Source organism: Vibrio fortis (genome assembly GCF_024347475.1).
Taxonomy (GTDB): Bacteria; Pseudomonadota; Gammaproteobacteria; order Enterobacterales; family Vibrionaceae; genus Vibrio; species Vibrio fortis.
The window spans coordinates 2,961,393-2,976,011 of sequence record NZ_AP025487.1; the positions used below are offsets into that span (position 1 = coordinate 2,961,393).

Annotated in this window: 11 protein-coding genes and 3 pseudogenes; 1 reads left to right on the forward strand and 13 read right to left on the reverse strand. The window is 45.8% G+C overall.

What is annotated here, in order from left to right; translation table 11 throughout:
- Positions 1–166: 166 nt before the first annotated feature.
- The 13 genes and pseudogenes from trpS to pilM form a co-directional block, all read right to left on the reverse strand.
- A complete protein-coding gene (gene trpS / locus OCV50_RS13180; RefSeq protein WP_239841909.1) occupies positions 167–1,183 on the reverse strand; it encodes a tryptophan--tRNA ligase in 1,017 nt (338 codons plus the stop codon).
- Positions 1,184–1,343: 160 nt separating this feature from the next.
- Positions 1,344–2,030 carry a phosphoglycolate phosphatase gene (locus OCV50_RS13185; protein ID WP_261903236.1) on the reverse strand — a complete coding sequence of 229 codons (687 nt, stop codon included), beginning with the start codon at positions 2,028–2,030 and terminating at the stop codon, positions 1,344–1,346.
- A 117-nt stretch (positions 2,031–2,147) separates the two neighbouring features.
- On the reverse strand, positions 2,148–2,822 hold the full coding sequence (rpe, locus tag OCV50_RS13190) for a ribulose-phosphate 3-epimerase (protein ID WP_261903237.1): 675 nt from the start codon (positions 2,820–2,822) through the stop codon (positions 2,148–2,150).
- A 220-nt stretch (positions 2,823–3,042) separates the two neighbouring features.
- Entirely contained in the window at positions 3,043–3,882 is an 840-nt protein-coding gene (locus OCV50_RS13195; protein ID WP_261903238.1) for a Dam family site-specific DNA-(adenine-N6)-methyltransferase, read from the reverse strand.
- 69 nt (positions 3,883–3,951) lie between these two features.
- A pseudogene (locus OCV50_RS23300) lies at positions 3,952–4,569 on the reverse strand (SPOR domain-containing protein); the annotation flags it as partial.
- Positions 4,570–5,106: 537 nt separating this feature from the next.
- Positions 5,107–5,493: pseudogene (locus OCV50_RS23305) on the reverse strand (ATP-binding protein); the annotation flags it as partial.
- An 82-nt stretch (positions 5,494–5,575) separates the two neighbouring features.
- Positions 5,576–6,664, reverse strand: a complete 1,089-nt coding sequence (gene aroB / locus OCV50_RS13205; protein ID WP_261903240.1) for a 3-dehydroquinate synthase — start codon at positions 6,662–6,664, stop codon at positions 5,576–5,578.
- A gap of 24 nt (positions 6,665–6,688) precedes the next feature.
- Positions 6,689–7,207 carry a shikimate kinase AroK gene (gene aroK, locus OCV50_RS13210; protein ID WP_032550005.1) on the reverse strand — a complete coding sequence of 173 codons (519 nt, stop codon included), beginning with the start codon at positions 7,205–7,207 and terminating at the stop codon, positions 6,689–6,691.
- Positions 7,208–7,381: 174 nt separating this feature from the next.
- Positions 7,382–9,010: pseudogene (locus OCV50_RS13215) on the reverse strand (type IV pilus secretin PilQ); the annotation flags it as partial.
- 129 nt (positions 9,011–9,139) lie between these two features.
- The gene (locus OCV50_RS13220; RefSeq protein ID WP_261903242.1) at positions 9,140–9,658 is read right to left on the reverse strand and encodes a pilus assembly protein PilP; all 519 of its coding nucleotides are present in this window, start codon (positions 9,656–9,658) and stop codon (positions 9,140–9,142) included.
- Positions 9,645–10,238 (reverse strand): type IV pilus inner membrane component PilO, encoded by a 594-nt coding sequence (gene pilO, locus OCV50_RS13225; RefSeq protein WP_239841916.1) that lies wholly within the window; start codon positions 10,236–10,238, stop codon positions 9,645–9,647. The genes OCV50_RS13220 and pilO overlap by 14 nt, the downstream gene beginning before the upstream one ends.
- Entirely contained in the window at positions 10,231–10,830 is a 600-nt protein-coding gene (locus OCV50_RS13230; RefSeq protein WP_261903243.1) for a PilN domain-containing protein, read from the reverse strand. The genes pilO and OCV50_RS13230 overlap by 8 nt, the downstream gene beginning before the upstream one ends.
- The gene (pilM, locus tag OCV50_RS13235; protein WP_261903244.1) at positions 10,814–11,839 is read right to left on the reverse strand and encodes a type IV pilus assembly protein PilM; all 1,026 of its coding nucleotides are present in this window, start codon (positions 11,837–11,839) and stop codon (positions 10,814–10,816) included. Before pilM ends, OCV50_RS13230 begins: the two co-directional genes overlap by 17 nt.
- A gap of 147 nt (positions 11,840–11,986) precedes the next feature.
- Here pilM and OCV50_RS13240 point away from each other — a divergent pair, with 147 nt between their 5' ends.
- Complete coding sequence (locus tag OCV50_RS13240) at positions 11,987–14,545, forward strand: penicillin-binding protein 1A (RefSeq protein ID WP_261903245.1); 2,559 nt, start codon at positions 11,987–11,989, stop codon at positions 14,543–14,545.
- The last annotated feature ends 74 nt before the right edge of the window (positions 14,546–14,619 follow it).

Below are 14,619 nucleotides of genomic sequence, written 5' to 3' on the forward strand. Positions count from 1 at the left end.
ATAGTGAATTTCAAATACGCTTTTTTATTGTGGCCATTACCACACGAAGAATTTAATAGATAATATTTAATTATATTAATAAGGCGTGATAGAACAGATTAATAAAAGAGAAATAAAAAAGCCCCTGCAATGCAGGGGCTTTAAGAATATCGAACTTCTGTTTTAACTATGGGCGAGTCACAAAACCTACTGCTTCATATGCTTTCTTCAGGGTTACTGCTGCGCGCTCTGAAGCTTTTTCTGCGCCCGCTTTCATCACTGCGTCCATGTAGGCACGATCTTCACGAATGCGGCGGTATTCCGCTTGGATAGGCTCTAGCATCTCAACGATTGCTGCGCCAACGTCTTTCTTGAATGGACCGTACATCTCTACGCCTTGGTATTGCGCTTCAATCTCTTCAAACGTTTTACCCGTTGCTGCAGAGTACAGACCCATTAGGTTAGAGATACCCGCTTTGTTTTCCCAGTCGTGAGCGATGCGCGGTGGTGTTTCCGCATCTGTTTGCGCTTTGTTGATCTTCTTAATGATCGACTTAGGCTCTTCCAGAAGAGTAATCACGTTCTTACGGTTATCATCTGATTTTGACATCTTCTTAGTTGCATCTTGTAGGCTCATTACACGTGCATTCACTGTTGGGATGTACGGTTCTGGCACTTCGAAGATTGGCTGCTCAGGAGAGTAGATGTTATTGAATCGAGTCGCGATATCACGCGCTAGCTCAAGGTGCTGCTTCTGGTCGCTACCTACAGGCACTTGGTGAGCGCCGTATAGCAAGATATCTGCAGCCATCAGCACTGGGTAATCAAACAGACCTACGTTTACGTCGTTTGAGTGACGTGCAGACTTGTCTTTAAACTGAGTCATACGGCTCAGTTCACCCATTTGTGTGTAACAGTTAAGAAGCCAACCAAGTTGAGCATGCTCTGGTACGTGAGACTGAACAAATAGCGTGCTCTTCTTTGGATCAACACCGACAGCAAGACAGATTGCTAGTGCGTCTAGAGTCGCTTCATGCAGCGCTTTCGGATCTTGACGAACCGTAACCGCGTGAAGGTCTACAACACAGTATTGGCAATCGTAGTCATCTTGCATCTGTTGCCATTGACGTAGAGCACCCAAGTAGTTACCGATACTTAGTTCACCAGATGGTTGAACACCACTCAATACGATGGGCTTGCTCATGGTTTTAATTCCTTTGCTTATTCGCTAGCTTTTAACGTTGCGTCTTACAGACTAGCTTCTTAACTTAAAAATAGAAAAGCCGCACAGCTCTTCTGTGCGGCTCATCCAGTGTACTCATTGACAAGTATTTTGCCAGTAGCTTAACTAACTTTTGTACGCTTTATGCTGAAACGAGAACAACATCGAGCAATTGCGCGACACTATCGGCCACATAGTCAGGGTTTGATGCAGAGATCGGTTCACCGTGGTTATAGCCATATGTCAGACCGAACGAGTGGCAACCCGCATTCTTCGCCGCTTTGATGTCGTTACTTGAATCACCAACCATCAACATTTCGTCAGCTTCTACGTTGTGCTTTTTTAGCAACCAGTTTAGCGCTACTGGGTTCGGCTTCTTCTCTGGGAACGAGTCACCACCTAACACATCAACAAAGTACTTATCGATACCGTGCTGTGCTAACACGTCTGGTACAAACTTCGATGGTTTGTTGGTTACTAGAGCCAATGTGAAGCCCGCTTTGTGCAGTTCTGCCAGCGTCTCTTTTACTGATGGGTAAAAGTGGCTTAGCTTATGCCCGCCCTGCTCGTAGAAATCATCAAACAAGATACGCGCTTTCTTTAGCAGCTCTGGCTCTAGGTTTGGATCTACCGTTAGACTGCGGCTCAAGGAGCGTCCGATAAGAACATCAGCACCGTTGCCCACATAATCACGTACTTCCTCTTCGCTTACTGCAGGGAATCCCATCGCCTGGCACGCTTGGTCCGCGGCAACCGCAAGATCTGGCACGCTATCTAATAAGGTTCCATCCAAATCAAAGGCAATCAGTTTTATTGAGCTTAATGACATCTTACTTTCCTATTTTTTGTATTCGCCTTATGAGTTGAGCAATAAGACGTAAAAAGGGGCCAATCAGCCCCTTTATCTAAATTCTTTAGTTTAGGTCAACAGACCCTAGTTCTACTTTTATGCGTTAACTTTTGCAAGCTCTGCACGCATCTCATCAATCACTTCTTTGTAATCAGGCTGATTGAAAATTGCTGAACCCGCAACAAACATATCTGCGCCCGCTTCTGCGATTTCACGAATGTTATCTACTTTTACGCCGCCATCAATCTCAAGACGGATGTCACGGCCTGATTCGTCGATCATCTTACGAACCGCACGCAACTTATCTAAAGTGTGAGGAATGAAAGATTGACCACCAAAGCCTGGGTTTACCGACATCAGTAGAATCAAATCTACTTTATCCATAATGTAGTCTAGGCATGAAAGCGGTGTTGCTGGGTTTAATACAACTCCTGCTTTACAGCCGTGCTCTTTGATAAGCTGTAGTGTACGATCGATGTGCTCAGAAGCTTCAACGTGGAACGTGATCATCGATGCACCTGCTTTAGCGAAATCAGGTACGATGTTATCGACAGGTTTAACCATTAGGTGAACGTCGATCGGTGCGGTAATACCGTAGTCACGAAGTGCTTTACAGATAGGTGCGCCAAAAGTCAGGTTTGGTACGTAGTGGTTATCCATCACATCAAAGTGCACAACGTCGGCACCCGCTGCAAGAACACGTTCTACGTCATCACCAAGACGAGCAAAATCTGCAGACAAAATAGATGGAGCGATTAGAAAATCTTTCATACCAGACCTCTTAAGAGTGAGTAAAATGCGAATATCACCGCCTTGGTGGCATCTCATACACAAATATAAGGCTCAAACCCAAGACTATCTGGTGCGCAATTCTACCTAACCGATGAAAGAGATCCTAGCAGTTCCAAGGAATTGTTTATCAAAGTGCCAAGTCTGTTGTCAGTAACACCAACCGTGGAAACAATCTGTCAATTGACTCGGTAAAGCGTTGCTACTCAGAAGCTAGTTGGTTTTTCTCTGCATGGAACAGAGCCAGCAGCTCATCCACTTTATTACGACCAGCACCGTTACGGCTGATGGTTCGCTTCACTTTAACAACGTTAAGATCGGCACCGTGATAGAGGCGACGTGTCAAAGTCGTATCGTGATTAGAGATCAATACAGGGATACCACGCTCCATTGCCGTTTTCTCAGCAACATCAGCAAGTGCAGCTTGGTCATCAAGTGAAAAGCCATTACCTGCATAGGAGGTAAAATTTGCGGTATTTGATAGCGGTGCGTATGGAGGATCGCAATAAACGACACAGCCTTTACGAGCGCGACTAAAGGTTTCGCTGTAGCCTTCACAAACAAAGGTAGCTTTCTTGGCTTTCTCGGCAAAGAACTCAAGCTCCGCTTCAGGGAAGTAAGGCTTTTTGTAAGAACCGAACGGCACGTTAAAACCACCCTTCTTGTTATAACGACATAAGCCATTAAAACCAAAGCGGTTCATGTATAAAAATGCCAAAGAACGGTACATCACATTGTCAGTATCGTTGAATTGAGCGCGAATATCTAAGTACGCTTCTTTGCGGTTGTTTTCAGGACAAAACCAACGTTTTGCTTCCGCAATATAGGTCTCAGGATCGGTCTTGAGGAGATTATATAAGTTGATCAGATCAGGGTTGATGTCTGCCAGCAAGTATTGGTCATAATCCGTGTTCAGAAACACAGAACCAGCACCAACAAATGGCTCCACCAATTTACGAGCAGGCGGCAAGTGGCGTTGGATATCTTCTACTAGGCCATATTTACCACCAGCCCATTTTAGAAAGGCACGCTGCTTTTTCATTTACTGCTCTATCTATCAACTCAAAAATAAGGCTGCGGAATGTAACATATTTTGAGGCGAAGCTCAGCGTTATTTCGCACGTTCTATCTCTCGATGCACCTGATTCATCGATTTTGCCCAAGGTTCCAGTGCTTGCAAGCCTTTTGGCAAGGATTCAACCGCATCTCGCGCGACTTGAATGGTTGGATAATCTTGATAGGTGACAATAAACCACTCAACATCATTTCGAACTGTTGGGTAAATTCGAACATCATCAACAATATCGTACTGCTCAATAAAAGATTGAACATCTTCAAGCTCAGTCATTGCCCCTAACTGCAGCGTATAAGCTCGTGGTGATAACGCTTTGAGTTCATCTCTGGCAAACGAGAAAGTAATGGTTTTCGCAGGGGCTTGTGCTGCCTCTTGGGCTGCTAGCTCGGCTTGTTCACGAGCAGAGCCTTCATCATCACTGGAAGCTTCTAGTGCCGCTTGTGACGGAGCAACAGGCTCAGTGCTTGGAGAGCTGTTTGCCTCTACTGCATCATCAATATTTTGTGTATCGACCGTCTCTGGCTTGCCTTCTAAAAGCGCATCAACGACGTCTGAAGTAATAACAACGCGCTGCTGAGTATCTTGCTCTGCCCCAACGCTGACTGTCTCTTCAACCACAACGGGTGGTAAAGAAGACGTATCATCCTCTGCACCGACATAACTATCATCACCATCAGACTCTGGCGCAGTTACATCTTCCAAGTTCTCATCGCTTTTGCTCTCTTTGGTTTCAAAGGTAGGAATCGCCGTCTGCTCAATAGGAGCAATCAGAGATTCAGCTTTGTCGTCTGGCGTTGGTTGACTTAGCATCCACCAGTAACCACCACCAATCACAACCAAGAGTAAGGCAACCAAAATTGCGATGTTGGTTGGCGAGCCAATAATTGAGCGAATAATAATCCTTTTTTCCACTTTTAACTCTCCTAGAGCCATTAACTCACCCGGTAGAGGCGCGGCTTTTCGAAATGCGCTTCGTACCCGATTTTCCATATCGTCTTCAACATAACGCACCACCAGCGACTCAAAAAACTGCAGCGCCTCTTGTTCTGAAAGAGGCTCAATTTCAAGATCAATGGGTTTATGCTCTTGCCCATAACTCAAACGAGTTAACAGAGAATCTAAATGTCCCGCCTCTGAAAACAGAACAACATTAATCGTCCATTGGGGGTTGCTTTGCGCTTCGAGCACCAACAGCCAGAGCTCAGACACTAACACTTCCGATAAACGATGGGCATTATCAACCACGATCACGACATCGCACGAATCGCCATCGAGGATTCGCGTTAAGCTATCGCTTAAAGAGTCATGTTGATTAAAAAGAGGATCAGAAACAATTTGGCTCAGAATGAGCGCACGGTGTTGTTGGTCGTCTTGATTGGGGTGACAAAACAGTAGGCATTGATTTTTATCTGTAGCCCAAGCCTCAAGGTAGCGTTGTGCTAACCATGTTTTCCCTGAACCGGGTTGCCCCGCGACAGTGACTAAGTTTGAACCAAAATTGGTGAGGAGTTGTAACCGCTCTAGCAGCTCAACCTGAGACTCTAACTCCAATACTCTTAATTCATGAGCCAAACTCATTAGGCTTCCCTACTGACAAATCAACCAAACGTCGAGATTGTCACTCTGAGCCACAACAGCTCAGAGTAACGTTACTTCTTGCTTAAAGCGTACGACAGAAATCAATCGCTTGTTTGATGATGTCCTGAGGTACATCGGCAACCACCTCAGCTGTACCAATGCTAGTCGGTAGAACGAGACGGAGCTGACCAGAGAGCACTTTTTTATCGCGCATCATGTGCTTCATAAAGTCTTCAAAAGACATGCTTTCTGGAGTATGAATTGGCAACTTCGCACTCTTAAGTATAGAGATAATACGCTCAAGTTGCTGCTCGGTAATCAAGCCTTGCAGTTGCGCCGTTTTTGCAGCCATAACCGTGCCAGATGACACAGCTTCACCATGTAGCCAATTACCATAGCCTAGTTCTGCTTCAATCGCATGACCAAATGTATGACCTAGGTTCAATAACGCACGGATTCCTGACTCTTTCTCATCTTGTGCCACAACCTCAGCTTTAATCGCACAACAACGCGCAATCGCCGTAGTCAGTGCCTGCTCGTCAAGTTGATACAGCTTATCGAGGTTCTCTTCGAGCCAGCTAAAGAAGGCTTCATCGTAAATGATGCCGTACTTGATCACTTCAGCAATACCCGCCGCAAACTCACGCTCAGGCAGTGTAGATAGGCAGTTAGTATCGATGATGACAGACTTAGGTTGATAGAAGGCGCCAATCATGTTCTTACCCATAGGGTGATTAACGGCTGTTTTACCACCTACCGATGAATCTACCTGTGAAAGCAAAGTCGTAGGAATCTGAACGAAATCAATACCACGCTGGTAACAAGCCGCAGCAAAGCCGACAAGATCACCAATCACACCACCACCTAAGGCAATCACCACCACATCGCGGCTGTAGTTACCTTCAAGCATGTAGCTCATTACGGTGTTAAAGGTTTCAAGTGTCTTGTATTGCTCACCATCAGGTAACTCTAGTAGAGATGCTTGACAGCCAACGTCACTCAAAAGCGATAAGATTTTATCCGCATACAAAGGGGCAACTGTGACATTACTGATCACAACCACTTTTTGCTTACCGGATAAAAAAGAAAGGTACGCCGGGTCTTCAAATAACCCGGCGCCAATAGAGATAGGGTAGCTACGCTCAGCTAGATTGACCGTAATCCGTTCCATGGTTTGCTCTCCGAAAAAATGAACTTAACGTTCTTCTAGCATTTTTACGATCTGGTTGGCTACCACTTTTGCACTTTGGTCGTCAGTACGAACTGTGTAGTCCGCCACTTCTTCGTACAGTGCGTTGCGAGTCATTGCTAGATCTTCTAGCACATCACGCGGGTTATCCGTTTGAAGTAGAGGGCGCTTCTTGTCGCGGTTTGTACGCGCAAGTTGCTTCTCAATTGTTGTTTCAAGGTAAACAACAATACCTCGTGCAGATAGACGGTTACGGTTTTCTTTGCTCATTACTGAACCGCCGCCTGTCGCAAGAACAATACCTTGTTCTTCTGTCAGATCGTTGATTACAGATTCTTCGCGTTTACGGAAACCTTCTTCACCTTCTACATCAAATACCCAAGCGATGTCTGCGCCAGTGCGCTCTTCGATCACAGTATCAGAGTCTAGAAACTCCATGTGCAGTTGGGAAGCTAGGTGTCTACCAATTGTACTTTTGCCGGCGCCCATTGGGCCAACAAGAAAAATATTGCGTTTCTCAGCCATGTTTAGCAGTAATTTACAACGTTAATTCAATGACATCGCCACAAGGTAGGTCAGTACTAATACTGAAATTAAAAGGCCCGTGGCACCGATTCCTCACAGATAATTCGTGATAAGACCCGAAATTATCAAGGTTAGGTGCCACTAATGCAACTTTATTTTTGATCTAATTGTCCCTTATTGAATCACAACTTTAGGTGTAACAAAGATCAACAGTTCACTTTTCCCTACATTTTCATAACTTCGGCGAAATAATGCGCCTAAAAGCGGTAAATCCCCAAGAACGGGCACCTTATCGACGGTATTGCTCACACTATGTTGGAAAATCCCTCCCAGCACTACGGTTTCTCCGTTATTAACCAGTACCTGAGTGCCAATTCTTTGAGTATCGATTGCTACCGCTTCACCTGTCCCCGTTTTCACCACTTGCCCGGGTCTATCTTGGGTTACGCTAAGGTCTAGCACCAAGCGGTTATCTGGCGTGATTTGTGGTGTCACTTTGAGGCTCAATACGGCTTTTTTGAATGCCACCGATGTCGCTCCACTCGAAGAGGACTCCAAATAAGGGATTTCTGTCCCCTGCTCAATATAAGCGGGCTTCTTATTGGTCGTAATTAAACGAGGACTGGAGATAATTTCTGCTTTTGACTCTTGTTGGAGTGCCGAAAGCTCTAGATCAAGCAGAGTATCTGAGCCTAATTTCGCCACTTGAAAAGCGATACTCGATGCATTGGGAGAGGTCGCGCCAAGATTGACGTTAAGGTAGTTGTCAATTGCACTGGAATCATCACCGCTATCGTCACTGTTGTATGGCTGAATGGTTGGGTAGTTACCTTCAATGGATCCCCCAACTTTAAAGCTACCATTGGTCGATGAAACACCCCAGCGGACACCAAGTTCATCCAAATTGCCCTCCGTGACCGTGACAATTCTCGCCTCGATTTGAACCTGCTTTACCGGAATATCGAGTGACTCGACTATTTCACGGATCACCGAGATATTCTCGGCTAACTCTCGAATCAATAACGAGTTGGTGCGCTCATCAATGGTGATACTGCCTCTATCTGAAAGCATACTCACGGTGCCATCACCGCCAATCATATCAGCAATATCGGTGGCTTTGGCAAAGTTGATTTTAATGATCTCCGACTTAAGCTCCCCTAATTCTTGTTCTAATCTCGATTTTTCAAGCGCTTGCTGCTCTCGTAGATCGAGTTCCGCTCTCGGTGCCACCAATATCACATTGCCATCGACACGCTTATCTAACCCTTTGACCTGAAGAATAATGTCTAACACCTGCTGCCATGGCACCCCATCAAGACGAAGTGTGAGGTTACCCGCTACAGAGTCTGAAACCACCAAGTTAAAGTCGTTATAATCAGCGATGAGCTGCAACACGTTCCGCACAGGGATATCTTGGAAGTTAATCGAGATAAGCTTGCCCTCTTTGTCGAGAATGCTCTTTTCAGGCTCGTTCTCGACGACCACTGGCTTACTTACAACCACCTCGATTTCTCGTCCATTGATCTGATATTCATAGTCGTAGTCGGCACTAATGCTAGCGAATAAACGAACGCTCGGCGTTTCTCGAAACACCTCAATGTCTCCCACTAAGGTTGAAAAATCCTTTACATCCAAAAGGTACAGTTTGTCATCCGCCACTTGAGTATTAAGTATCTCGATACTCAAGCCATCTTGGGCTTTCTGTACATCGACGACGGTACTGCTCGATGCCAACTCTATGACAATCACCGCATCACGCGTTTGATTGACTCTAAAGTCGATACTCTTCAGTTCATTAGGTTGTGTCTGCGCTTTAGCCCCAACCGTGACGCAGCATAGCAACACAACGAAAGCAGCTTGGTACACTCGGCTCAATCCCCGATTTATTCCTTTAATCATATTTACATCTCTAATCCACGGCATGTGGTTGGTTTATTTGAGAGCTAAGCGGACATTGCGTCGATGCCAACAACCTAGACCATCTGGAAGGGTTTCATTAATCATTACGTACTGACTGGTGACCTTAGTAATACGTCCATTATTTAAGCCAATGAACTGGTCTTTCTGCACTTTAACGACATTGCCTTTTGGAGTTTGAACAAGGCCAGACACCTGACTGCCACTGCCCATAACTCCCTTGAGTCGCAACTGGTCAAGCGGGTATTTTTCTAACTTCCCGGTACGACTACGTCGCGTTGGCTGCCAGCAATCCTTTTTCGCTTTAGGCTGTGTCAGTACAATCGCCTCTTTGGGCAACTCAAACGGTGAGCGGTGGGTCTTTTGCTGATATTGCACAGCGACAAACTCAGAGGTAGGTCCTAACTGCTCCACATCTTTACGTGCTCGAGCCTCTACCTGCACAACAAAATCCTCTAACGAATCTTGGTTGGCCTTACACCCAGCAACAACTGAGACAATCAACAGCACCAGCAAGGCTCTAACGAGATTCATCTTTCACCTCTGCCTTAAATTGGTAGGTGTATGCGCGAACACGAAAATGCAGAGTACTGCTCTCTTGGCTGACCCTCTGCCAAGTCACATCATCAAAGTTAATGATGCGCGGCAACTTGGCTATTGCTGCGGAAAAGTCACCAATTTCATGGTAATCACCTGTCAGCTCGATATTCAGAGGTAAGCTATATAAGAAGGCCTTGTTCTGTTTTTCGCCCCAATCAATGCGTGTAAAGGTGAGTTTGTTATCTAGACCGAGCTCGTTAACCGAGGCAAGCATACTCGCCAACTCTTTTTGCACTGGTAACTGTTCAAGTAGATAGTCGTAACGACTGGTCAATTCATCGAGTTGATTCTGCAACGCAGGCAAAGTGGCCACTTTATTGGCTTTAATTCGAAGGGTGGTTTTTAGCGTCTGCTCTTGCTGTTTCATCTGCTCTAACTCGTCATTGAGTGGCATTACATAGAACCAAGCTCCGAAGCCTTGGATGATTAACATCAGTAAAACGATCACCAACAGCTGCGGTAACAGCGGCCACTCCGTAATTTCATCGACATCGAGATCTTGAAAATTAACCATGTGACGCCCCTTGAGCTGCGTTAAGTGCTGGCATCTGATCTACAGAGGAGGGAACAAAACCAAATGAAACCTTAAAGGTTTGAAACTCTTTATTAAAACGCTTGCGATTGTGCACAATAGAGTGCATTTCAACATTATTAAGGGAAGGAGAACGCTCTAGGTTATCGAGCATGGTGGCAAGCCGTGCGGTACTGTCGCTGATCCCAGACATCTCAATTTCTTGTCCATTCATCTTAATCTTATCGACATAGACGCCTTCTGGGATAAGTTCAGGCATCAGATTCATAAAGTGAGTGGTTTTGTTGCGCCCAGACTGTAAAGACTCCACCACATCTAACCGAGTTAGAATGGCTTTATGCTCCCGCTCTGCCACTTTCAAAGAACGAATCTGTTTATCAAGCTGACCAATATACTGTTCAAGATAGTTAAGACGGGCTTGCTGACGAGCTTTTTCTTGTTGGAAATAGTGCCCAATCGCCCACTGCCCCATGACCGCCATCAAGGTGCCTAAGATCACCAACTGAATGAAGCGTTTCTTGTGTTGCGCTCGAAGCTCATCACGCCAAGGAAGGAGATTAATTTGATGCAACATGCTTCACTCCTCGCCATTTCAAGCCACTCACGGCCATCCCTGCAGCAATACCAAAGACATGACGATCCATATTCTTATAACGCTTAGTAGAAGCCTTATTTTCAAACAGGGCTAATGGGTTAAGAGGCTCACAAGCCAACTGAAAATGACGCTCTAGTTGCTCGACGAGCATCGGTGTTTCTGCCCCTTCTCCCATCAACCAAATCCCTCGTAACGCCTGCAACGAGTTAACCGACGCATAGAGCTGAAACTGCCGTTTGAGTTTTTCGATCAGATTCACGGTAAAGGCTTGGGTCTGCTCTGCTGAACCAAAAGGGCTTGAAACATCTCCGAAATACTCTGACTGATAGAGCGCTTGAGTACCAAATGCGATGTCTTTAAAGAAAGGCACCCCACTTTGAGGGATAAGCCCGAGCGAGGTTTGATTCACGCCAATATCGATGATGATCCAACTCTGTTTCTCTGGATAAAGTCGAGTTGCCAACTGCCAAATGTTGAGCAGTCCATGGGCTTGAGTGTCGACCACAATTGGACGAAAGCCTGCTTTAGTCAGCGCTTGAGAGCGGCTTTCCACCACCTCTTTGCGCGTCGCATAAACCTGATAACTGGTGGTTGAACCTTTACCAAATCGCTTATCATCCAATTTAATGAAATCCAAGCTCAGTTCCTCAATCGGGAAAGGCGATTGATGAGCGAAGGTTTGATAGATAGAGAACTCTTTTTCTCGGTCTTCCAGGTCACTTTCTATCTGCAAGATTTTGCTAATCACGGTATTATCTGGGACTGAGATGGCCGCATGACGACAGCCAAACGGTAAGCCTTTCCTAAGTTCTTTGAGTTTCTTTACAGTTTTCTGATACTCCAAGGTGTGGTTATCTGTGAAAATGTCGTCCGTAATAGGCAGTTCTTTGTACCCCACTAAGGCATATAACTCTCCAACGGGCTTTAAAACCACAGCTTTGATGCTGTGATTGTTTATATCTATACCTGTAACTAATGACGAACCCATACCAGCTCCTGACATGCCAAGCATTTCGTTGCTTATATAGGGGTTGTGATTATTGGTTAAATAAGCGTTAATAAACGAAAGCTAAGTTTTTAGTCTAGAGTACAAGGGTTTGCTGCTTATCAGCCTTAACTAATCAGGGATTATCCGGTGAAGTTCATAAAGCGATTATTCATATTTACATTGGTTTGCATGATTCTTGGAGTCAGTACAATTTTTGGTTTTTATTATTACGTAAAACCAGAATTGCCAGATGTCGCGACACTACGCGATGTTGAACTTCAAACGCCAATGCAAGTCTTCAGTCAAGACGGCAAATTGATCTCTCAATTTGGTGAAAAGCGACGCAACCCTGTCAGCTACGACGAAATTCCTCGTCACCTAGTTGAAGCACTCATCGCTACCGAAGATAGCCGCTTCTACGACCACCCTGGCATCGACCCGATTGGTATTACTCGTGCTGCGATTGTTGTTGCTATGTCTGGCTCAGCAAAACAGGGCGCGAGTACGATTACCCAACAGCTTGCGCGTAACTTCTTCTTATCTAATGAGAAAAAGATTATGCGTAAGATCAAAGAGATCTTCATCGCGATCCACATCGAGCAACTGCTGAGCAAAGAAGAGATCATGGAACTGTACGTGAACAAGATTTTCTTGGGTCACCGCTCCTATGGTTTCGGTGCGGCTGCACGCGTTTACTTTGGTAAAGATCTTCCAGATCTGACCCTAAGCGAAATCGCAACACTAGCCGGTATGCCAAAAGCGCCATCAACCATGAACCCGATCTACTCACTAGAGCGTGCGACCAATCGTCGTAACGTGGTGCTAGGTCGAATGCTGGATGAGAAATACATCACTCAAGAAGAGTACGATGAAGCTCGTGCCGAAGAGTTAGTTTCAAAATACCACGGCGCAGAGATCGAACTGAGCGCACCTTATGTCGCAGAAGTTGCTCGTGCTTGGATGGTAGAACGCTACGGTGAAGATGCCTACACATCAGGTATGAAGGTCTACACGACGGTTGATTCAACTCTGCAAGATGCCGCAAACCGCGCAGCTATCACTAACCTTCTTAACTACGATGAGCGACACGGCTATCGCGGTGCTGAAAAAGTACTTTGGCAAACCGAGCAAGCTGCTTGGGATCAAGAACAGATCGTTAAACACCTAAAATCACAACCGACCTATGGTGATTTAACACCGGCTGTCGTGACCAAAGTAGATGCTCAACGCGCTCACGTTTGGGTTAAAAACCAAGGTGAAGGCGTGATTGAATGGCAAGGCATGAACTGGGCACGTAAGTTCCTAACTGACGACCGCCAAGGCCCTGCCCCATCAAACGCACAAGAGATCTTGGCAGTAGGTGAACAGATCTGGGTTCGTAGCGAAACTATCTCTGGCAAAGAAGCAACGGCCGAAGAGAATGAAGAGGCAACCGAAGTCGCTAATGCTGCACCAACTAACTGGCGCCTAAGCCAAGTGCCAAATGCAAACACCGCATTTGTCGCAATGAACCCTGATAATGGCGCTGTACTTTCTATGGTTGGTGGTTTCAACTTTGTTCACAACAAGTTTAACCGTGCAACCCAATCAATCCGCCAAGTAGGTTCAGGTATCAAGCCTTTCATCTACTCTGCAGCTATCGACAAAGGCTTAACGCTAGCATCGCTGATCAACGATGCTCCGATTAACCAATGGGATAAGAGCCAAGGGACAGCGTGGCGTCCGAAGAATTCACCACCAACGTATGTGGGTCCAACTCGTCTTCGCATTGGCTTAGCACAATCGAAAAACGTAATGGCGGTACGTGTACTACGTGAAGTGGGCTTAGATGATACTCGTAACTACCTAACACGCTTTGGTTTTGATATTGATGAAGTACCTCGCTCGGAAACCATCGCACTGGGTGCAGGTAGCTTAACGCCAATGAAAGTGGCTCAAGGTTACTCGGTATTTGCGAATGGTGGCTACTATGTGGAACCTTTCTACATCAGTCGTGTTGAAAGCCCATTTGGTGACGTAGAATTTGAAGCTTCACCAAAAGTCGTTTGTCACCAAGACTGTGAAGCGAACCTAGAAACAGATCCTGTTGCTGACGAGTTTGCTGAGCAAGACGTTGATGCCGAAACACAATACGCGCCACAAGTCATCTCAGAACAGACCGCATTCCTAGTTCGTGAAATGATGTACAGCAACATCTGGGGCGGTGGTAACTGGCGCGAAGGCACAGGTTGGAACGGCACTGGTTGGCGTGCTCAACCACTGAAGCGTCGAGATATTGGTGGCAAAACCGGTACGACCAATGACTCAAAAGACACTTGGTACAGCGGTTACGGCCCTGGCATTGTAGCCACCGTGTGGGTTGGTTTTGATAACCATAACCGCAACCTAGGTCGCACTAAAAACAACAGTAATTTAGGTAAAGACCAGATTACTGGTGCGGAAGCGGGTGCTAAAACCGCACAACCAGCTTGGGTTGACTTCATGGGCTTAGCTCTGAAAGATGTACCTGCGCAGCGTAAAGAGATCCCAGAAGATATCGTACGAGTGCGAATTGATAGAGACACCGGTCTCCTGACCAACAAATCTGATGGTTCTTCGATGTTTGAATACTTCGTGAAAGGCACTGAACCTACAGAGTACATCAGCGAGCGCTTTGGTGATGATATCTACTCATCATCAGGTGACGCTGAAGAAGAGCTGTTCTAATCCAACTAAGCACCAATTAAAGAGGGCTGATACCTAAGTATCAGCCCTCTTTTTATCTGTAAACTATAAGCTCA